The organism is Exiguobacterium sp. RIT341, from assembly GCF_000632205.1.
In the GTDB taxonomy this organism is placed as follows: Bacteria; Bacillota; Bacilli; order Exiguobacteriales; family Exiguobacteriaceae; genus Exiguobacterium_A.
Map to the genome: position 1 here is coordinate 1,142,932 of NZ_JFYW01000001.1, position 21,487 is coordinate 1,164,418.

Below are 21,487 nucleotides of genomic sequence, written 5' to 3' on the forward strand. Positions count from 1 at the left end.
TTTACATTGTTGATTTTACCTTTACAAATCAGGTTCATATGGTAAAAAAAGGAGATGATACAAATGAGATGAACCACATAAAAAAACGATACATTTCAGGACATGAACCTGAAAACGTATCGTTTATAATTGATGTAGAACGTAATTGTTCATTCTCAACTCCTACAGTAAAAGAAAGCACGTTTTTCGCTTTCGTCAGGGTCAGGTGAGACCCGGTAGACGAAACATAGTTTAGGATACCGCGGCTTACCCGACTGTGGAAAACGAAAATGACAGAAACGTTCTTCGATCAGATTCATGGCATAAGATTTTCACCACTCCACGTCCCTTACACCGTTTTCTCTGGTTTCCGCCGGACGACATAACCAAGAATTCCACCAAGTAACGCAAGTCCTGTTGCGAAAAGAACCGTCCAACCTGCCGTCTGTTGAGCGAACTCGAATAAGACGTCACTCCGCCACTTCATCGCGAACTGAACATATGAAGCTTGACTGACGATGAAGCTGATGACACCGATCGCGATCGCAAAAATGAATGGGTCGATGATCGACTTGAAACTCCGGATACTACAGACGAAGTAAATCACAAATGTCACGAGCAACAACACCCAATACGCACTCTCACTTGAGATGTTTGGTGCCGTCGTTCCGGCCGATTCAGCATCAATTGCTTGGATCGTCTGTCGTGCGACACCGTAATCAACAGGATCAAGCTTCAATTGTGTCGCTGATAAATCAGGACGTTCTCCACCGACTAACGTCAGCAATTGTTCCGTCACCCGATTCGTATCGATCCCATCGACAACTTTCTGAATCGAGTCATTGAGCTGTTCCGTTGAGGTCTCCCCGTTTAGCATCGAGACCGGGATTTCCGCATTCGCTCCAAGGACGTCTGCTTGATACACGACTTGTCCACCATGAATCCAGTCATACATCCCTCCACTTCCGGCGTTCAGACTCGCAACGGTCAATGCCGTTCGTAGTGAGGAATCACCGTCATACTCCGCTTCGTCCTGCACCGTAAAGACAAGTTGGAGCGTACTCGCGAACATCAAAATCAGCAAGCTGGCACGTCCGGCAGCTGTCAGACCGGATAACTTTTTCGGGAAAAACGCCATCCAACCAAGCAGACTGACGACGAGAAGTGGTAAGATCCCGCTCATCGCATAGCCGTCTTGTAACGCAAGGAATGGGACACTGTTTCCGCGTCCAGCAAGGACGAACCAGATGATGCCGACCGTTAAAAAGAAACTGACCGATCGAATCGTCCACCCAAGACGACTTGCCTTAATCCGTAACACTAAAAATAACAGGACGATCAATCCGATACCAAAAACAGAATAAAGCAACGTGCCGTAAGAGACATCGAACGTCAATGGCGCGAGGACTTGTTTTAAGTCAATCCCAAACAACGATAAGACGTCGCCGGCAGAACTTGCATCAAGCACCTGATTGATGATCCCTTCTCGGACTGCGCTCGGCATCGTGATCGACAGCCCACCGACGAACAGAAGCATCAACGAAACGGTGATGTCTGTTTCTTTCCATGTGATATCCGCCTGTTGCATCTGCTTCACGAGATCCTGATAGTCTGAGGATGAGGTGATTTGTGAAGTCAAAAATGCCATCACACCGTAGATGACACCGAAAAAGATGAGACCGATGAGGACGCCATACAGAACGTCCCAGACGGAAAACCGTCGTTGTTTCCTTTCTTGCCTTGACTCCATCCCATTTCCTCCTTTTTATGTCTGATGTTTGAATATTCCTGCTACAACGAAACCAAAAACATCAAATTCATTCAACAGCCATTATATCCCACCTTTTCTCTGACTGTCTCCATCGATTTCCAAAACAAAAACCGACTTCTCAGAGTGAGAAGCCGGTTGAACGATCTTTTGCCATAGTATTTTTTTCTCTATTAGATGCCTTCGTATGCTTGTTCCATGATCGTCCGTAATTCAGCGACAAGCGGCATCTTTGGATTCGCTGTCGTACATTGATCTTCGAAAGCATCGACTGCCATCTTATCGAGTTTTGCCTCAAAGTCTGCTTTTTGAATACCTTGCGCCTTGAATGACATCTTGATGTTGAGACGTTGTCCAAGATCGGCAACTGCTTGAATAAGTGATTCGACCCCTTGTTCTGTCGTTGCTGCCGGAAGACCGAGGTAACGTGCGATGTCGGCATACCGTTCATCGGCGACGAATGATTCGTATTTTGGGAATGCTGCCAGTTTCGTTGGGCGTGACGCATTATAACGAATGACGTGTGGCATCAGGATCGCGTTCGTCCGTCCGTGTGGTGTGTGGAATTCCCCACCGATTTTGTGCGCGATCGAGTGGTTGATTCCGAGGAAGGCGTTCGCGAAAGCCATCCCTGCCATCGTTGACGCATTGTGCACTTTCTCCCGAGCTTCTGCGTCAGATCCGTTCTCGTACGCTCGTGGCAAGTAGTCAAAGATCATCTTGATTGCTTTGAGTGCCAGTCCATCCGTGTAGTCGTTCGCAAGAACCGATACGTATGCTTCTGTTGCATGAGTCAAGACGTCCATTCCGGTATCAGCAGTAATCGAAGCCGGTACAGTCATGACGAATTCCGGATCAACGATCGCGACGTCGGGTGTCAAGGCATAGTCAGCAATCGGGTATTTGACGTTTTTCTCTTTATCCGTGATGACGGTGAACGGTGTCACTTCTGAACCCGTACCCGATGTCGTCGGGATCGCGACGAACTTCGCTTGACGACCGAGTGCTGGGAATTGATACGCCCGTTTGCGGATATCGAGAAATTTTTGACGTAAGTTCGAAAACGTTTCGTTTGGCTGTTCATAGAAGAGCCACATTCCTTTTGCAGCATCCATCGCTGACCCACCACCAAGAGCGATGATCAAGTCGGGTTTGAAGTCACGCATGGCTTGGGCACCTGTCTGAACAGTCGTCACCGATGGATCTGGTTCGACTTGGTCGAAGATCCGGTAACTGACAGACTGTGGCAAGTTTTGAATCACTTTATCGGCATATCCGAACTGTACCATCGTTGGATCGGTGACAATCATGACGCGTGAGACGTCAGTCATTGACCGGAGGTACTGGACGGAGTTCTTTTCGAAGTAGATTTTTTCAGGTACCTTGAACCATTGCATGTTCACGCGTCGTCTCGCCACCTTCTTGACGTTGAGTAAGTGTTTCGCAGTCACGTTCTCAGAAACAGAGTTTTTCCCATATGAGCCGCAACCGAGTGTTAGTGATGGTGTCAACTCGTTATAAAGATCACCGATTCCGCCATGAGCAGATGGACTGTTGACGAGAATCCGGCAGGCTTTCATGCGGAGTCCGAACGCTGTCATCAAATCATCGTTCGTCGTATGAATGACGGCGGTATGACCGAGACCCCCGATTTCAAGCATCTGTTCAGCAATCGTAAACGCTTCTTCGGTGGATGCAACGCGGTACGCACCGAGTACGGGACTGAGTTTTTCATGCGACAGTGGTTCTGCTGCCCCGACGTACCCGAGTTCCGCGACGAGCATGACCGTCGTTTCCGGAACATCGATCCCAGCTTTTTCTGCAATCCATGTCGCAGGTTTCCCGACGATGTCCGCATTGACGGCACATGTATCGGTTTTGATGACGAGTGATTCGAGGCGTTGTTTTTCTTCCGGTGTACAGAAGTAACAACCGAGTGCTTCCATTTCAGCACGGACCGTTGCATATATTTCTTGGTCAACGATGACGGCTTGCTCAGACGCACAAATCATCCCATTATCAAACGTTTTTGAGAGAACGAGATCGCTGACTGCCCGTTTGACTTTTGCTGATTGTTCAATGTAGCAAGGAACGTTCCCTGGTCCAACACCGAGTGCCGGTTTACCTGTTGAATACGCTGATTTGACCATTCCTGCACCACCTGTTGCCAGGACCATGGCGATGTTTTCATGGTTCATCAAGACTTTCGTTGCTTCAAGTGATGGTTCTTCGACCCATTGAATGCAGTCTTTCGGCGCCCCAGCTTTGATGGCTGCATCGCGAAGTGTTTTCGCCGCTTCGACGGAACACCGTTGTGCCGACGGGTGGAACGCGAAGATGATCGGGTTACGTGTCTTAATCGCAATCAATGCTTTGAACATCGTCGTTGACGTTGGGTTGGTGACTGGTGTGACACCACAGACGACACCGACCGGTTCAGCGATATATGTGATGCCGTTTTGGACATCTTCTTCCAGAATCCCGACCGTTTTTTCATGACGTAGACTGTTGTAGATGTATTCTGTCGCAAATATATTTTTAATCATCTTATCTTCAAAGACACCGCGCCCTGTCTCTTCTGTTGCGAGACGAGCGAGTTCGACGTGCCGTTCTAGTCCGGCAAGTGCCATATCACGGACGATCGTATCAATTTTTTCTTGATCGAATGTCAATAACTCTTGTAATGCACGTTGTCCTTTTTCAACAATTTGTCCAATTGATTGTTCGACCGGCGTTACCGTCGATTTTGTTTTTTCTTTCACAGCCATGAGTGGTTTCCTCCCTGTCGTGGAACGAATCTGAGTTTGATTTGCCAACCATTATGTCAGGAATGCCAAGCTGTTTTTCAATAGTTTGTGCTTTCCTTCACAAATCAATCATAACTCCTTTTTCCTGTTTTGTGCATGACCATCCTGTGAATTCCCTCACATCCTTGGTAACGTTTACATCTATTGCGGATTCTCCTTTTTCATCGTTTTGCTCTATGTACGAAGACGTGTGCGATTTGTCACACTCGCATTTTCGTGACTTGATAGCCATTTCATCATCTTGTATTCTGATTATGGGGTACATATTAAGAGCTACCACTAAAGGAGGACACTTAAATGTCAGTTGTACAGGAAATGCTAGCTTTCAACGAGCGATTCGTCGCCGAAAAACAGTATGAGCAGTTCGTCTCGGATAAGTTCCCGGACAAAAAGGTCGTCATCCTGACGTGTATGGATGCCCGCCTAACGGAACTTCTTCCACACGCACTCGGCCTTAAGAACGGGGATGCGAAGATCATCAAAAATGCCGGTGCTATCCTATCGCACCCATTCGGTTCTGTCATGCGTTCGATTCTCGTCGCATTGTATGCACTCGGTGCCGAAGAAGTCGTCGTCATCGGTCACCACGACTGCGGCATGAGCACGATTGATCCTAAACATATGATCAGCGAAATGAAGGATCGAGGTATCGACCAACAGATTCTTCACACGCTTGAAGTATCAGGTGTTGATTTAAATCAATGGTTGCGTGGCTTTACGTCAGTTCAGGAGAGTGTCGCCCACTCCGTCAGTCTCGTGAAGAACCACCCCTTACTGCCACCTGGTACGAATGTCCATGGACTCGTCATCGATCCAGGGACCGGTAAACTCGACGTCGTCGATTGCTGATTGCTCTCTATAGAAGAAACTCAACGAGATTTGGATATTCTACTCCATCTTAAATTAAAGATAACGTGCCATTTTCTTTTAAAGGAGAAGGATGGCACGTTTTTTTGTGTGAGCCATTTTTAGTGATCAAAACGCTTTTCATCTCATGCTTCCGGGTATAAAAAAATGTGACTTTTTATGCAAAGCTAGAAAGCCTATCGTGAAGTCCTTTAATACGAGGTCAGACTTTTATCCTTGACAGTGTTCCACCATGGCTGTAAGATACTTTAGTATAGTGCAGTGATAACAAAAGAAAGTGTGGTTTTACCGAATGATTAACGCCGTATTGTTTGCCGTCTTTTTACTATTCATCTTAGCGATCTTCCGCGTCCACATCGTGCTCGCGATGGTCATCAGTGCGTTCGCCGGCGGTCTCGTCGGCGGTCTCGATTTAACGAAAACAACCGAAGCATTTGCAGGTGGTCTTGGCGATGGGGCAGAAATCGCTCTTAGCTACGCGATGCTTGGTGCGTTTGCTGTTGCCCTCTCGAAAACGGGCTTACCGGATGCTCTCGCTCACGCATTGATTGCACGTTCACGTGGTAACGCAAGTGCCGCATCGGTCAAAAAATTAAAAGGATTCGTCTTGTTTGCGATTCTGTTACTCGCAATCAGTTCACAAAATGCTTTACCGATTCACATCGCCTTCATTCCGATCATCATTCCGCCGCTTCTTGGTCTCTTTTCTCAGTTGAAGATGGACCGACGTCGAATTGCGATCATCATGACATTCGGTCTCGTCACACCTTACATGTTCTTACCGATCGGATTCGGAGACATCTATCTGAATCAGATTTTACTGAAAAACCTTAAAGCTAATGGTCTTGATACGACGGGAGTTTCTGTCATCGAAGCGATGGCGATTCCAGCACTCGGAATGGTCGTCGGTCTCTTGATTGGTCTTTATACGTACCGGAAAGAGCGGACGTATGAAATTCGTGATATCGCCCCAGACGACTATGAAATCCCGGTCATCACGAAAACGAAACTGATCTTAAGTGGTGTCGTCGTCATTGCGACATTGATCGTTCAACTGCAGACGGAATCAATGATTCTTGCTGCAACGACGGGACTCATCCTCTTCTTGTTGCTTCGTCTCGTTCGATTCAGTGAAGCCGATGACGTCATCACGCGTGGTATGCGGATGATGTCATTCATCGGTTTTGTCATGATCTCAGCGAACGGATTCTCGAACGTCTTGCGTAAGACGGGTGATATCGAACCGCTCGTTGAGAACTCAAAAGCATTGATGGGCGACTCCCAACTTGTTGCCGCGTTCGTCATGCTCTTGATCGGTCTTCTCGTCACGATGGGCATTGGATCAAGTTTCTCAACTGTTCCAATCATCGCTGCGATCTTCGTTCCACTTTGTATCCAGTACGGCTTCAGCTTAGAAGCGACGGTTGCGATCATTGGGACAGCTGGTGCTCTTGGTGACGCTGGTAGCCCCGCGTCAGACTCGACGCTTGGACCTACGAGTGGTTTGAATGCCGATGGTCAGCACGATCACATGCGAGAAACCGTCATTCCGACGTTCTTGCACTACAATATTCCGTTGCTCATCTTCGGTACGATTGCTGCGGTCGTATTATAAAAACAAGACGGATTCGCTATCATGGTGGATCCGTCTTTTTAATTGTCTCCGTTTTTTTCCTTTTCATTTGATCTTCGGTTCTCTAAAATAAAGGAATGTACTGATTACAAAGGAGTTGTCTTACGTGTTATCTCAAATCGTCAACCAGATTTTGCTTTCACTTGCCGATCTCGGATATTTCGGTATCGCCCTCGGGTTGATGATTGAAATCATACCGAGCGAAATCGTTCTCTCATACGGCGGATTCATGATTTCTCAAGGAACGATTAGCTGGCCGCTCGCTGTCGTCGCCGCCGTCATTGGCGGATTGTTGTCGCAATTGTTCTTATATTGGTTTGCTCGCTATGGCGGTCGTCCATTGATCTTGAAGTACGGAAAGTATGTCCTGATCTCTGAACATCATCTGGATTTAGCTGAACGCTGGTTCTTGAAGTACGGTCAAGGTGTCATCTTCGGAGCTCGCTTCATTCCTGTCGTCCGCCATGCCATCTCGATTCCAGCTGGTCTTGCGAAAATGGATCAAACGAAGTTTTCGCTCTACACGGTTCTTGCCATCATTCCATGGTCAATCTTGTTCCTCTATCTTGGAGAAACACTCGGAACGAACTGGCGCTCGATCAAGGAAGTCGCTGCACCATATACGAATGGTGTTTTGATTGCTGCCGTCGCCTTAATCATCGTCTATTTCTTCTATAAACGCCGTCAACGGTCGGTTTAACTCATCAAGCAGTCTGTCTGTCGACGGACTGTTTTTTTACAACACATAGGAGGTCCTGCCATGCTCACATACCCGCTCGCCCATTTCCCGTTACGTCGTTTGACCGCATCCTATCGTTCTGGAAGCCCGGTCGCGACTGGCATCACTGTCAGCGGACATATTTTAATCGTTGAAGAAACCATCGACGAATTGCTCGAAACATCTGTGCTTTCCATTCATCAATTGAAAGATGATTGGCGAAAGACGACGATCGTCGAAAGAAACGACATCGACTTTTCCTTCGTTGATCGTTTTCCAGACGGACGGCTGTTACTCGTCGCTTCTCGTTGTGATGATGATATCGACGGCACATGGTTGCCGAACGCCTTTATCTATGATTCTCAAGGTCAGTTACTAAATAGCTTTTGTTTAGATGATGGGATTCAGAATATGCAAATCGACGAACAAGGTTGGATTTGGGTTAGTTATTTTGATGAAGGTATCTATGCCGATGCCGTCACGAGTTCAAATGGTGCTTTCGGTCTGGTCGCTTTTGACGATACAGGTGAAGTGCAGTATAAGAATCGCCAATATCCGATTGATGATTGTTATGCTCTGAATGTCTGTTCATCAACAGAAATCTGGTTCTTCTACTACTCCGATTATCGTTTCATCCGTATCAATCAAGCGGATGATCTCGTTTGTGAGGCTCCTACGATCGCCTTTTCTCAGTTTGCTCGGTACGATGACCATCTACTTGCCGCATACTCTGATGATGTACAGTTACTTGAACGAAACGGAACACGTTTTAAGAGCATTCGTTCGATTCGTTTCATGACCGAACAAGGAAATTCCCTGTCAGGTGACCTTACAATGCGTAATGATTTGATCGTCTTAGCAACTGCTGAGCATCTGTATGTTGGAAGACTAGGTCAACAACTTGACACTCTACTAATGGGCGAATGAAAGCTGTTACATGTTTGTTTCATTAATATCTGATTATTGAAAACTCTATTTCAAATTTTCAAAAAGACTAGCCGAGCCCTATCCGAGGATAGTATACTCAGCTTTATAGTTCTTACGACAAGTTGTCTGAACATTATGACGTCACAGATTTTTTTTGGGGGAAACGATGAGTTCGAATTTGAAACGAGATTTAACAGCACGACAGGTACAAATGATTGCACTCGGAGGAACGATCGGGGTCGGTCTTTTTCTTGGAGCATCGAGTACAATTGCTTGGACGGGACCATCCGTCTTACTCGCGTACATGCTAGCAGGAGTCTTTATCTTTTTCATCATGCGGGCACTTGGTGAGATGGTCTACACCCATCCGCACAGTGGTTCGTACGCAAAGTTCGCAAACGATTATATCCATCCAGCTGCTGGTTTTTTAACAGCAAGTAGTAACATCTTCAACTGGGTCGTCGTCGGAATGAGTGAAGTCATCGCTGTCGGGACATATTTACGCTTCTGGTGGCCGGAACTACCAACATGGATTCCAGGGGTCATCGTTATCATTCTCTTGACGCTCGCGAACCTCGCTTCCGTCAAGATGTTCGGTGAACTCGAGTTCTGGTTCGCCTCAATCAAGGTAATAACGATTCTTCTGATGATCGTCGCTGGCTTCGGAATCATCTTCTTTGGTCTAGGGAATGATGGAAACCCGGTCGGCTTCTCGAATCTTTGGGCGAACGGTGGATTTTTCACGAATGGTTTCACCGGCTTCTTCTTCGCGCTCTCGATCGTCTTCGCCTCTTACATCGGTGTTGAGTTGATCGGCGTAACAGCTGGAGAAACAAAAGATCCAGAGAAAAATATTACGAAGGCGATCAATGGTGTCGTCTGGCGAATTTTGATTTTCTACGTCGGATCCATCTTTATCATCGTCACGGTGTATCCGTGGAATGAGTTATCGGATCTCGGCAGTCCGTTCGTTGCGACATTCGCCAAGGTCGGTGTGACGATTGCTGCCGGCATCATTAACTTCGTCGTCATCACGGCCGCTTTATCCGGTTGTAACTCAGGAATCTTCAGCGCCAGTCGGATGATCTATGCATTAGCGGAAAAAGGGCAAATGCCGTCTTTCTTCTTAAAGGTCAATAAACGTGGGATTCCGCTCTATACAGTTCTAGCCATTTCAATCGGGATTTTCTTTGGTGTCATTCTCGATATCATTCTCCCGCACGTTCTCGGAAAGGATACGAACATCTTCGTTTATGTCTACAGCGCTTCGGTACTACCAGGGATGGTGCCGTGGTTCGCGATATTAATCAGTCATATCCGTTACCGAAAACTCGAAAGTGAACGGACAGCCTCGCATCCGTTCAAGATGCCAGGTGCGCCGGTGACGAACTATTTATCGATCGTCGCGCTGATCACAGTACTCGTCGGCATGCTGTTCAATGACGAGACACGCGTCTCAATCTTAATCGGAATCGCCTTTTTGATTTTAAGTACGATCTACTACATCGTAAAAGTACCGAAAATCGAAAAATAAAACTGTTGCTACTCCTCTCATGACACAATGAGAGGAGGTTTTTTCATTCACTGTATTTTTATTTTGAAGTCACATATTATTCATGATAATCGTGATTTCCCGAACGTCTAAAAACAATTTAACGTAGGATTAATCCAAACATCTCCGATGACGAGCCATGCGTAAGTGACACATTTTTCAACATATCGGTTCCCTCCTGGTTTGCTTCTACATACTTGTTCGTCTTTTCCTGTCAAACTCCTTTCACTAAAAAATCGTGCCTCCTGCTATCAGGAGACACGATCCACTTATGACGCCACTTGCCATTTCTCTTTTAATTGCTCCATCTCTTCCTGTCCTTCATACGACTGCATCCAGAGGTTAAAGACATCGACGACGTCCCCTTCTGACTCCCGGACGAGGTAGCTTTTCTCCGCCGGAATCCACTTTTCTTGAATTCTTGGTGCCGCGAGTCGTTGATCGAGTGCTTCATAATGAATCGCCTCGACCGTATCAGTGATCATGACATCAACTTCGCCTGAGGCAACAGCATGCGGGATGTCGAGGTTTTGCTCATACATGACGATGTTCGCCTTCGTAAACGTCTTGCGGACGAATTGTTCATTCGTTCCGCCTGGATTTAGACCAATCGTCACGTCCGGTCGATTGATCTGTTCAATCGAAGCGAGGCGTCCGGCATCTTCTTTACGGACGAGCGGTGTCTTTTGGAATGACAGGTAACTTGACGTGAAGTCGCCAATGATCTCGCGCTCGATGTTTTTCGTCACTCCCCCGACGACCATATCGAATTTCCCGCTAGCGAGATCAGCAGACAGCGTCGGCCATGTCGTCGGGACGAACTCCACATCGATGCCGGTCGTCTTCGCGAAAGAACGGATCACTTCGATATCGAATCCTTCGTACTCGTTCGTCTTCCGGTTCAAGTAGGTGAATGGTTTATAATCGCCGGTCGTTCCGACGACGATTTTTTTCGTCGCAAAGACGTTCTTTGCTTGTACACGTCGTGGTTGCTCCGTTTGCCAAAGTGTTAGTAAGCTGGCAAACAAGACGCCACCTCCGACGACGATCCATCCCCATTTACTCATGTGCTCCCGCTCCTTTCGCTCCGACCGTCTCACGCGTCGAGACGATGTTCCATTTTTCCTTCAGTTGTTGCACCTGCTCTTGTCCTTCCGCACTTTCAATCCAGACCCGGAAGACGTCTCCGAGCTGCTTTTGTCCTGGTTTCATCAAATACGCCATCTCGGCTGGTTCCCATGCTTCAGTGAGTTTGGGAACCGCAAGATTCAGTTCTGTTGCGTAATGCAACGCTTCGATGTCGTCTGTTACCATGACGTCGACTTGACCGCTTTGGACGGCTTTTGGAATGTCTAAATTATTCTCAAAGACAGTCACATCCGCCTTCGGAAAATGTTTCTTCACGAACGCCTCGTTCGTCCCACCCGGATTGACACCGATTTTGACTGCTGGATCATTGATTGCAGCAAGCGAATTCAAGCGTTTGACATCTTCCTTCTTTACGAGCGGTGCTTTTTGAAAGGAGAAATACGACGACGTAAAGTCTCCGACGACCTCGCGTTCGACTTTCTTTGTAATCCCACCGACAGCGATATCAAACTTACCTGACTTCGTATCCTCCGATAATGTCGGCCATGTTGTCTTGACGAACGTCACGTCAAGATCCGCTGCTTTAGCAAACGCTTGGATGACTTCAATATCAAAGCCTTGATAGCGATTCCGTTCCTCGTTCCAGTATGTAAAGGGTTTATAATCCCCCGTCGTTCCTACAACCAGTTTTTGGTCTTCGAAGATGTCATGTGCTTCGACATTCGTCTGTTGATTCCAGATCATCCAAGCGGCAACGCCTGTCAGGACAAGTCCAGCTAATAGCCATGGTTTCTTTCTCATCGTATCTCTCCTTTCTGTTTCGTCGTTGCCCATTCACCGAATATTTCCACAATTTAACCTAAACGATTTTCGGTGTGGGTAATAGTCATTATCCTACCACACTTACACGTGATTTCAAGATAATTTGACGATTTTATGCATAAAAGCGTTAAAAGGATGTTTTGATGACGGTTACAGTTCCATAAGTCGTCTCTCTTTACAGAATCCCCTCGTCTTTTCCATACTGAAACAGAATCATCAAATCGTGAAATGGAGGAATGGAACATGAGTCAGATTTTTATCATTGGTGCAAATGGTAAAGTAGGTCGTCACGCTGCTCGTTTACTGCAGGATTCGGAGCATGATGTCAAAGTAGGATTACGTTCCAAGGACCAATTCAGTGATTTTGAGAAACTCGGTCATACCCCGGTCCATCTTGATCTTGAAGCCGACGTCGCAACAATCACGGAAGCATTACAAGGATCAGATGTTATCGTCTTTACCGCAGGATCAGGTGGTCATACAGGAGCCGACAAGACGATGCTGATCGACTTCGATGGTGCCGTCAAATCGATTGAAGCAGCAGAAGCAATCAAGGCGAAACAGTTCATCATGGTCAGTGCCTTGAACGCCGATTCGCCGGAAACATGGTCTGACAGCATGAAGCCGTATTACATCGCGAAACGCTACGCGGATCGTGTCCTGAAGGAATCGTCACTCAACTACACGATTCTTCGCCCAGGCGGACTATCCGATGAAGCCGGCACAGGAAACGTCACGACGGATCCGTCCGAGCAAGCGACTAAAAAAATTCCACGCGAGGATGTCGCCCGTGTCATTTTAGCTGCGATCGGTCATGATAAAGCATCGAAACAAGTCGTCACACTACTCGAAGGTGACACACCGATCAACGAGTTGTTCTAATAAAAAAGCTCACGTCTCGGAAATTGAGACGTGAGCTTTTTTGGATGCCCGCGATTTTACATGACGCTTTTACTTTTCATTCAATTACAAAATCAATTCCCATCGGTCCTTCCACCGGAATCTCGTGAAGCAACTCATACTTTTGATTCGTTATGAGCAGTTTTCCTTTATCCGAGTGATTAGGGTCAAATTCGATGAAGTATGATTTTTTCGTCTTGGGATGAATATATAAGTACTTGTACCATTTGTCTGCTTTCCAAAATTGCGGTTTGATTTTCTGGACCGAGAACGATTGACCGAACGACCATTTGACTAGGATGTGGCGATCCCGATTTTGATTATCATGAGAAAATTGCTGAGCGACTTGAATCCTTGTGTTGCATCAATCATTCGAATCGGATCGGTACTATCAAAATTCGTATTCTGAAGAAACGGATAGTATCGCTCGGTTTGTTCCCCTGCCTCATTGATCCGAATCATCCAACCATCCGTACTAGCGAAGTATGCCGTATCGTCCTTACCATAAAGGGCTGAATATGCATAAGGTTCTTCCTTCTTACGGTATACGATCGGTTTTTCAGTCCGTTTATCCAAAAAAATCATCGCTGCTTTTTCTCCTTGTTCATCTTCGCTACCTATACTGGCATAAGCTAAATGCTGCTTTAATTCAATCATCATCGAGTTGCCTGGTTCGAATCGTGCAGGCGTCTCGTAGTTCTCTTTTGTATCAAAATTAGAAAAGGTATGTGAAAATCTTGTTCCTTGAGATGACTGTGGTGAACCGGTTTTGTATGAATTCAGCGTTTTGAACCATGTATCCGTTCCAAAGTGTTTGATCGATTCCAACATGGGATCGTGCTTGAAATACGTCACATCATGTTGAACAAACCGTCGCTTCGTAAAATCGAATGTATAAAAATGATTTGGATAACCTTGTACTGAAGCATATAACACATTCGGCGTACTCAGCTTTTGTACAAGCGTCAGGTTCGTAAATCGAGGGTCATGGATTTGTCGTTCACTTAGTACCTTTCCTTTCATATTGATAGAAACAATTGAACTATAGGCAAGTTCGGGATCATTCGTTTTTCCTTGCACCTGTCCTGGGTAAATTAACATCACGGTATCTTGTTGAGGACTGAAATCGATCGCTGTAATCGAAGAACGCGGTAGAATATTTGCGGTTGCGCGATCCTTTTGCACTTTCATCCAGGTCGCTAAAAGAATACTTCCACATACAAGACATACTAGACTAAAATATATCCACTTATTTCGGATAAGCTTATCCATTCTATTCATTACTCCCGACTCTTTGATTGGTATAATGCTTTCTCTCTAGTTATACACTGTTAAATCAGCACATAATGTCATTCTTACAAGACTGTTAGAAGGATTGACCCACTTTAAAAACTTTCATTTTGAATTCTGAATACGTCAAAAAAAAATCCCTTACGTTCATTTTAGCAACGTGAGGGATTGAGAGATCGACTTGTATGAATTTAATCTTGTTCTGTAATAGTACGCAATCCACGTAACGTTTGAATTTTACGTTCATGGCGTTGCATCACGAATGATAGACCCGTCACGATTGCAAGATTGAACCAAATCATCGTATCTGTAATCGGATTAAACAAGTTAATAAGTACTGCGATGATATTAACAAAAAGAACGACTTTATAGAGCTGTAAAATCCGATGCTCGTGATGGATCTGTGACTCAAAGTCAGAGTACAAATGAAATGGTTCATCCGAGGTCCGTTTTCTTAAGAAGACCCAGCGGAATGATGTATCGACGACTTCAATGTCCATTTCTTCTAAAAACTCAAAGTAATTCTGCGACTTCGGATGGTTTGGCATGTTTTCTAATAATTCGATTCGATAAGTATACATGCTAGGTTCGCCTTCAACGAATACATAACGTCCGAATCGAAATTGCTGTAAGTACCAGCCTTTGTTTGCCATCTCATTTAACCACACTTCTTCTTTTGCATAATCAGCATAAAAGCGATAGACGGTTTTACTGCTCACTTTGCTCCACTCCCATCATTTCTTGGCCATGTCGTACGAGTTCTTTTAATCGATTCAGCTCTAGCATTAATCGATCTCGTCCCTGATTCGTCATGATGTACTCTTTCTTTCGACCTGCTTCTTGATCAGTGGCTTCAATCCATCCTTTATCCACTAAGCTACTGAGTGCTCCATATAAGGTACCGGCTGCTAATTTCACACGGTCGTTACTCAACTCTTGTACGAATTGCATGATTCCATAACCATGGCGCGGTTGTTGGAGCGAAAGCAAAATATAATAGACAGCTTCTGTTAATGCTGTCGCTTGATCCGCACGTGACATTTTCACACCCCTTATTACACCATCCGTTATATCGGCTACCGATATACTAAAAATATCCTATTTTGTATCATTTGACAACAAAAACATGTCTGAGCTAGGCTCAAACATGTCCGATTCTTACTTATCTTTTTATTTTTCAAGCCATGGCTTGCTGCCTAACGCCCTCTCTTTTCCAGACTGTAATGAGACACGTCACCAAGAAACTACCAACAAAAAGTAAGGATAGATGAAGGACTTGCGTCCCGACTGATCCATCCATGAATAATAATCGACCGAAACCAGAGACGGCATTTGGAACAGGCAGGAACGTTCCGAGCGATTGATAAAATGGTGCCAGCATCTTCGCCGGGACAATATTTCCGGCAGTCATCAACTGGAACGGAATCAAGGCGACATTAATGAGTGGCGCCACCGGTCCGAATATCGCAAAGTTCATCTGCGTGACGGCGATACAGGTCGCAACAACGAGGAGCTCGAATGCCCATAACTTCACGAACGGTGTCGTGATATCTGTCAATAGATGCGCCATCGAGACGAGGAGTAACGGTACGACGAGTAAGACGATGCCGTGCAAGAGTTGGCGACTCCAAAAGAGATCCCATTTTGTGTGACGACTCTTTAAAATCGTACTGACGAGATTAAATTGTATCCCCATCGTCATCATTGCGATGTAAATGACAAAACCGAGAACGAGCGGAAGCATTGATAAAGCAAAATCCGAGACGGCATGTTCCGTAACGATTGACGTCGTGAACGTCGGCTCACCATTCAACTGTTTGCTGATCGTTTCCGTTGCTCTCTCGAGGATTGCATTTGCGAATTCCGCATTCGTCTGACTGACGTGTGCCGTTAGTTGATGCGTTGCATCATCTTTTTGTAAGACGAGATCGACTTCATTCGCATCAAGTGCTTGCAACCCTTTTGTTTCTGTTGCAACCGTCTGAACCGTGAACGGTGCTTGTTGCAACGACTGGATGAACGGATCATTCGCTTCTGCGACGACCCCAACATTTAATTGATCAAGACGTTCTGTCGTTCCTTGGTAACCCGTCATCCAGACAACGAGGAACAAGAGCGGTACGACGATTGCGAAGACGAGCCCCACTTTCGTTTGTGTCATTGACCAGACATCTTTCCATGCTTTCATATTACAATCTCCTTTTACATGCATTACTTATAATATCACGTGCAACTATATGTCCGAAGGAAAACCATTCACGTCACATTCCGGTGAATGGTCTCAAGTGTTACTTTTAATTGCTCGATTTGCTCTCGCGATAGTCCACGGAACGCTTCGAGTTGTAGCTGATCGAGCTCTGGCCCGAGGCGATCGACGATGTCGCGTCCTTCTCGTGTCATCAAGAGCAGAACCGCTCGTCGGTCCCGGGGGTCCGGCGTCCGAACGATTAGTTCTTTTTTACCGAGCTTATCGAGAATCTTACCGATCGTCGTTTGATCACGTTCTGTCACGAGTGCCAGCTGCTTTTGCGAAACACCATCTTGTTTAGCAAGTTCGCTCAGGACAGAAAACTGCTCTGGTGTCAGACCGAACGCTTCCATCCGTTTAGCAGCAGCACGTTTGAACGCATAATAACTACGGGATAATTGCATTCCAAGCGACCATTCCGATTCTTTCATCCCATCATCTCCATATAGTTGCACTACTTATTATTTATTCACTATACCTGAAGGAGAATGAGCTCGTCAACGGTCTCATTTTGCCTGTCGTTGACGAATCCCATCGATATGCGCTTGTTGGGTGGCACGATCGACTTGTGAATGAACACCGAGTTTTCCTGCAATCGTATCGACTTGACTCGGTGTCAACGGCTTTTCTGTCGCGAGTTGCTCGATCGTCTTACGTAAGATGTTTCGTTTCAAGACACGGACATGCGCTGAATCGACCGTGATTTTTTTCAGTTCACAGCGTTCGCTGAAAACGATCAAGGAGTGAAAGAGCGCAGGATCCGTTCCTTCTAAGAAGCGTTGCATGCTTTTGAGATGCCCTTCATTTTGTTTGATCGGATTATAAAACCGTTGTTTGAAGCGATTCTGGAACTGCTGCGTCCACTGACGGTCCTGCTCGCGTCCGAAAATCCACCCGCTGTAGTTTTTCGATTCGAGTACATAGATGCCACTTTCATGAATGAACGTCACATCGATTTCCGTCGTTCCTTCTCCACGCGCACGTGGTAAGTATGTATTAAAGACATACGTGCCGTATCCGGACACTTGATCGAGTTGACGTGTCGTCAAGTACTCGCCCCATTTTCCTTTATCACGAACAATCCGTAAAAACGGCTCGCGTGTCAGTCGGTAATACCGGCTATTATGATATGAACTTCGTTTGACGAAGAAGAACAAACCGAACGTTCCGAAGAAGAACAGCACCATGAGCAGTCCAACTTGAATCAAGAATGGCAAAAATGTCACTAACACATTGTCCACTAGATTTATCTCCTTTCCATATTAACCCTTTCTTTTCCACTATATCAGCATAATCAATTTCCACCTCATTTTCCACTATTTGTTATGGTGACTATCCTATGGTACGGTGAAACAAAGGAAGGTGTTCACTATGGATTCTGTCGTCACGTTCGCACCACTGATTGTCTTATTCTTCATTTGGATGTCCTTATCGCAAAAAGCGGACGAAGCAAAACGCCGCCAACAAACGATTCTAAAAAAATTGCAACGAATCGAGGAACACCTCGGTCTGAACGAAGTGTCTTTAGAAGAAGCAGCGTTACAAGTCGAACTGGTTCAGTTGCTCAAAGAAGGCAAAATGGTCGAAGCAGTTAAACGCGTTCGCGAATCACTCGGTTTATCCTTACTCGAAGCTAAACAATATGTTGATCAACTAAAAAGCGAGCACAGACTTTGAACAAAAAGACCATCTGACACGCATGCGTCAGATGGTCTTTTCTTCATTCCGTTACTTCATATTGTTCGTCCGAAACTGCCTCGAGCCAAATGGGAGTTCCAGCAGTGATCGCAATGTGCGAAAACCAGGAAGAGCGTGTTGCCCCATGCCAATGCTTCACACCATCATGCGTGACGACAACATCTCCTGCTTGCAAATGTCGAGCGGGTCGTCCTTCTTCTTGATACCAGCCTTCCCCTTCCGTGACGAGTAGAATTTGATATCCTCCATCATGGATGTGCCAATGATTCCGTGTCTCGGGCTCGAATGTCACGTGCGAGACGGAAACGGGTAACGATTCGTCGACGAGTGATGCTAAATAACTGACACCCGTGAACACCGCTTGATACACTTCGTTCTTTTCACCTCGTGGAAACATCAATACTCCTCCTTTCTTTACCATGGTTGAGTCGTCGGACCAACCGTAAATTCACTCACATTCGTATCTTCTGGTTGATCGATCGCGAAGGCGACGATCCGTGCGATACTGTCTGGTGAAATACCATACTGGTCATACAGTGCCGTCATTCCGTCAAGTGACTCTCCGTGTGAAATCGTCTCGAGTAATTCGGTATGAATCGCTGCCGGATAAATCGTTGCCGTTCGAATGTTCGTTCCTTCTTGCGCCGACTCCATCCGTAAGACTTCCATTAAGTTACGTACTGCCCATTTCGTTGCGCCATATACGGCTCCACCCGGATACGCCTTAAGACCTGCTACGGATGAGGTCGTCAGAATATGCCCCGCACGTTGGGAAGTGAATGTCGGCATGACAGCTGCAATCCCGTTCAAGACACCTTTGAGATTGACGTCAATCATTTGATTCCACTCGTCTACTTGTAAAGCAGATAGTGGAGAACTCGGCATCAGCCCCGCGTTAAGGAAAATCGCATCAATTCGACCATACGCCGTCAATGCTGCTTCGATAAGTCGTTGATTATCCTCTAGTTTCACGACGTCTGTCTCTTGGTATATTGCTTTCCCACCGTCCGCTTGAATCGAATCAACGAGTTTCGCCAGCCGATCGTTACGACGCGATCCTAAGACAAGCTTTGCTCCCTGTCGTGCGAGTAAGCGTGCCGTTGCTTCTCCAATACCTGAACTTGCTCCTGTGATGATAATGACTTTACCTTGAATGGCCATGTTAATGACGTCCTCTCTTGTTTTCTTATCGTTCCGTGCTCATTTGAACACGTACTGTATCAGCTGATAATAGTTCTGGTAGTCGATTCGGTTCGACCCAACCAATTCGTGTGTATGGAATATCTGTCTGGAACGTCTCGTAAAACAGGACGAGACAATCTGATCCATACAACATGAGATCACCCGCTTGGACCGTTCCGACATTCTTTGGATTCGTCGGTAACGAGAATGGAACGTAATGATACTTTTCATTCCCATTCATCTCTTTCATCTGCATCGTCAACGGCAGTCTTTTTTGCAGTGCCATCGCTGTCTCATTGTCCGCAAAACGAATCGGGACGGTTGTTTCATCGATTTGGAGCAAGACGCTTTTCAACTCCTTTTGTTCTAATTCACTCGGTCGTGACGATTCTTTCATGTCGGTGCATCCACTCAATAGAAAAAATGCAAGTAGACAACCGTACCATCTACTCATCCGACATCTCAACCATTCGAATGATTCTCGCCGGAGTACCTGCGACGATCGTACGGGGCGGAACATCACGTGTAACCGTGGCGTTCGCTGCGACGATCGCATCCTCACCAATCGTCACGCCAGGCAAAATCGTCGCCCCAGCGCCAATCCAAGCATTACGCCCGACATGAATCGGTGCTGTCTCAACGCTACCTCTTTTCGTTGGTGCTTCCGGATGGTTGACCGTCAGCAACCGTGCGAATGGACCGATTAAGACATGATCGTCTAACCGAATCGACCCAAGATCCGTGAACATGACACCTCGATTGAGGAAAACATGCTTACCGATGGATAGATGCCGTCCGAAATCCGTAAATAGAGGCGTTAAGACTCTAACAGACGAATCAATGTCTTGCCCTGTGATCACGGCAAGTGCCCGTCTTCTCTCTTCTTGTGAGACCGCTTGATTCAATCGCTGTAATTCCGGTTCGATTTCATCTTGAATGGCATGAATGCGCTCAAGGACCGGATCCGCTGGAAGAATCGTACGTTCTCTTACATAGGTTTGCAGTTCAGTCATCGTACATCCTCCTTTCTCTCGATCGCTTGGTCTCATCTTACGGCTGACAACCATTCATGTCTAATGCTAATATTAAGTAATAAATCATACGATTTTTGCATGGATAGAGGTGAAATGATGGAATTACAACAACTACGCTATTTTTTAGCTTTAGTCGAAGAAAAAAACATTACAAAGGCGGCACGGATCCTTCGTTTGTCGCAACCGGCATTATCGCGTCAGCTGCAACAACTAGAAGATACGATCGGGGTCGAATTGTTCGAACGCTCGAAGCAAGGGCTACGTTTGACTGAAAAGGGACGATTCTTTGAAGAGCGCGCACGCGAGATGGTTACACTAGCAGATAAGGTATTGGTCGACTTGAACACAAAAGAAGTATTGACGGGTGAAATTCATATCGGTGGTGGCGAAACTCAACAATTGACGACGGTGTTGGAAGCGTTTAGAGACTTACACACCATTCATCCTGATGTAACGATTCGTATGTATAGCGGCAATGGGAATGATGTACTCGACCGGCTCGAAAAGGGATTGCTCGATTTCGGACTTGTCATTGCTCCGTTTGATGTATCCGCGTTTCATTCCTTACGGTTGCCCGGTCAGGACCGTTGGGGAATCTTAACACGTCGTGATGCCTCGATCGCACAGTCTAAGTCGATTTCACGAGAACAACTTGTCACCCTCCCATTACTCTTATCCGAGCAGACACAACTCGATACGTATTTCCGTGAACAGAGTGGTCTAACGCTTGAGGATTGTCAAATCATCGGAACATATAATCTGTTGTTCAATGCGTCCTTACTCGTACGCCAAGGAGTGGGTCACGCTCTAGCAATCGATGGCATCATCGATACGACCGCTTCCGATCTAATCTTTCTTCCCCTTGATCCTCCCGTCGTCTCGGACGTCCATTTGATTTGGAAAAAGGAGGCGACTTTATCGCCCAGTGCGCGTGTGTTACTGCGAACGATCAAGGAAGGATTTCATTCATAAG

The 21,487-nt window shown here is 46.1% G+C and carries 22 protein-coding genes; 8 read left to right on the forward strand and 14 right to left on the reverse strand.

What is annotated here, in order from left to right; translation table 11 throughout:
• Positions 1-328 precede the first annotated feature (328 nt).
• Together BW42_RS06025 and adhE are read right to left on the reverse strand one after the other, a co-directional pair.
• Positions 329-1,729, reverse strand: a complete 1,401-nt coding sequence (locus tag BW42_RS06025; RefSeq protein ID WP_035408491.1) for a hypothetical protein — start codon at positions 1,727-1,729, stop codon at positions 329-331.
• A gap of 191 nt (positions 1,730-1,920) precedes the next feature.
• On the reverse strand, positions 1,921-4,515 hold the full coding sequence (adhE, locus tag BW42_RS06030) for a bifunctional acetaldehyde-CoA/alcohol dehydrogenase (RefSeq protein ID WP_035408492.1): 2,595 nt from the start codon (positions 4,513-4,515) through the stop codon (positions 1,921-1,923).
• 336 nt (positions 4,516-4,851) lie between these two features.
• On the opposite strand from adhE, the gene BW42_RS06040 reads away from it, so the two are divergent.
• The 5 genes from BW42_RS06040 to BW42_RS06060 all read left to right on the forward strand — a co-directional run bounded on the left by BW42_RS06040 (position 4,852) and on the right by BW42_RS06060 (position 10,233).
• Positions 4,852-5,403, forward strand: a complete 552-nt coding sequence (locus tag BW42_RS06040) for a carbonic anhydrase (RefSeq protein WP_023467896.1) — start codon at positions 4,852-4,854, stop codon at positions 5,401-5,403.
• 313 nt (positions 5,404-5,716) lie between these two features.
• Positions 5,717-7,036: a Na+/H+ antiporter family protein gene (locus BW42_RS06045; RefSeq protein WP_035409669.1), complete on the forward strand. Its 1,320-nt coding sequence runs from the start codon at positions 5,717-5,719 to the stop codon at positions 7,034-7,036.
• 124 nt (positions 7,037-7,160) lie between these two features.
• A complete protein-coding gene (locus tag BW42_RS06050) occupies positions 7,161-7,754 on the forward strand; it encodes a DedA family protein (RefSeq protein ID WP_035408496.1) in 594 nt (197 codons plus the stop codon).
• Positions 7,755-7,814: 60 nt separating this feature from the next.
• Complete coding sequence (locus BW42_RS16010) at positions 7,815-8,699, forward strand: hypothetical protein (RefSeq protein ID WP_052019050.1); 885 nt, start codon at positions 7,815-7,817, stop codon at positions 8,697-8,699.
• A 166-nt stretch (positions 8,700-8,865) separates the two neighbouring features.
• Complete coding sequence (locus tag BW42_RS06060) at positions 8,866-10,233, forward strand: amino acid permease (protein ID WP_035408498.1); 1,368 nt, start codon at positions 8,866-8,868, stop codon at positions 10,231-10,233.
• 287 nt (positions 10,234-10,520) lie between these two features.
• Here BW42_RS06060 and BW42_RS06065 read toward each other — a convergent pair whose 3' ends face one another.
• The gene (locus tag BW42_RS06065; protein WP_035408501.1) at positions 10,521-11,318 is read right to left on the reverse strand and encodes a transporter substrate-binding domain-containing protein; all 798 of its coding nucleotides are present in this window, start codon (positions 11,316-11,318) and stop codon (positions 10,521-10,523) included.
• Positions 11,311-12,141, reverse strand: coding sequence for a transporter substrate-binding domain-containing protein (locus BW42_RS06070; protein WP_035408503.1), 831 nt, complete (start codon positions 12,139-12,141; stop codon positions 11,311-11,313). Before BW42_RS06070 ends, BW42_RS06065 begins: the two co-directional genes overlap by 8 nt.
• A 264-nt stretch (positions 12,142-12,405) precedes the next feature.
• Here BW42_RS06070 and BW42_RS06075 point away from each other — a divergent pair, with 264 nt between their 5' ends.
• On the forward strand, positions 12,406-13,044 hold the full coding sequence (locus BW42_RS06075) for an SDR family oxidoreductase (protein ID WP_035408505.1): 639 nt from the start codon (positions 12,406-12,408) through the stop codon (positions 13,042-13,044).
• 312 nt (positions 13,045-13,356) lie between these two features.
• Here the strand turns inward: BW42_RS06075 and BW42_RS06080 are convergent, their stop codons facing one another.
• From BW42_RS06080 to BW42_RS06105, 6 genes are all read right to left on the reverse strand, one after another.
• Entirely contained in the window at positions 13,357-14,334 is a 978-nt protein-coding gene (locus tag BW42_RS06080) for a hypothetical protein (RefSeq protein ID WP_197026220.1), read from the reverse strand.
• Between the two features lie 209 nt (positions 14,335-14,543).
• Complete coding sequence (locus BW42_RS06085) at positions 14,544-15,071, reverse strand: DUF2812 domain-containing protein (protein WP_052019051.1); 528 nt, start codon at positions 15,069-15,071, stop codon at positions 14,544-14,546.
• Complete coding sequence (locus tag BW42_RS06090; protein WP_035408510.1) at positions 15,061-15,393, reverse strand: PadR family transcriptional regulator; 333 nt, start codon at positions 15,391-15,393, stop codon at positions 15,061-15,063. The genes BW42_RS06085 and BW42_RS06090 overlap by 11 nt, the downstream gene beginning before the upstream one ends.
• 136 nt (positions 15,394-15,529) lie before the next feature.
• Positions 15,530-16,540 carry an ABC transporter permease gene (locus tag BW42_RS06095; RefSeq protein WP_052019052.1) on the reverse strand — a complete coding sequence of 337 codons (1,011 nt, stop codon included), beginning with the start codon at positions 16,538-16,540 and terminating at the stop codon, positions 15,530-15,532.
• Between the two features lie 68 nt (positions 16,541-16,608).
• Complete coding sequence (locus tag BW42_RS06100) at positions 16,609-17,031, reverse strand: MarR family winged helix-turn-helix transcriptional regulator (RefSeq protein WP_035408512.1); 423 nt, start codon at positions 17,029-17,031, stop codon at positions 16,609-16,611.
• Positions 17,032-17,106: 75 nt separating this feature from the next.
• Complete coding sequence (locus BW42_RS06105) at positions 17,107-17,841, reverse strand: nuclease-related domain-containing protein (RefSeq protein ID WP_035408514.1); 735 nt, start codon at positions 17,839-17,841, stop codon at positions 17,107-17,109.
• Positions 17,842-17,971: 130 nt separating this feature from the next.
• Here BW42_RS06105 and BW42_RS06110 point away from each other — a divergent pair, with 130 nt between their 5' ends.
• Complete coding sequence (locus BW42_RS06110; RefSeq protein WP_035408516.1) at positions 17,972-18,277, forward strand: hypothetical protein; 306 nt, start codon at positions 17,972-17,974, stop codon at positions 18,275-18,277.
• A gap of 43 nt (positions 18,278-18,320) precedes the next feature.
• Here BW42_RS06110 and BW42_RS06115 read toward each other — a convergent pair whose 3' ends face one another.
• The 4 genes from BW42_RS06115 to BW42_RS06130 are packed head-to-tail and all read right to left on the reverse strand — an operon-like array spanning position 18,321 to position 20,493.
• Positions 18,321-18,695 carry a cupin domain-containing protein gene (locus tag BW42_RS06115; RefSeq protein ID WP_231496868.1) on the reverse strand — a complete coding sequence of 125 codons (375 nt, stop codon included), beginning with the start codon at positions 18,693-18,695 and terminating at the stop codon, positions 18,321-18,323.
• A gap of 17 nt (positions 18,696-18,712) precedes the next feature.
• Complete coding sequence (locus tag BW42_RS06120; protein WP_035408522.1) at positions 18,713-19,459, reverse strand: SDR family oxidoreductase; 747 nt, start codon at positions 19,457-19,459, stop codon at positions 18,713-18,715.
• A gap of 25 nt (positions 19,460-19,484) precedes the next feature.
• Entirely contained in the window at positions 19,485-19,877 is a 393-nt protein-coding gene (locus BW42_RS06125) for a cyclophilin-like fold protein (protein WP_052019053.1), read from the reverse strand.
• A 49-nt stretch (positions 19,878-19,926) separates the two neighbouring features.
• The gene (locus BW42_RS06130) at positions 19,927-20,493 is read right to left on the reverse strand and encodes a DapH/DapD/GlmU-related protein (RefSeq protein ID WP_035408524.1); all 567 of its coding nucleotides are present in this window, start codon (positions 20,491-20,493) and stop codon (positions 19,927-19,929) included.
• Between the two features lie 117 nt (positions 20,494-20,610).
• Between BW42_RS06130 and BW42_RS06135 the strand changes: the two genes are divergently transcribed.
• Complete coding sequence (locus BW42_RS06135) at positions 20,611-21,486, forward strand: LysR family transcriptional regulator (protein WP_035408527.1); 876 nt, start codon at positions 20,611-20,613, stop codon at positions 21,484-21,486.
• The last annotated feature ends 1 nt before the right edge of the window (position 21,487 follow it).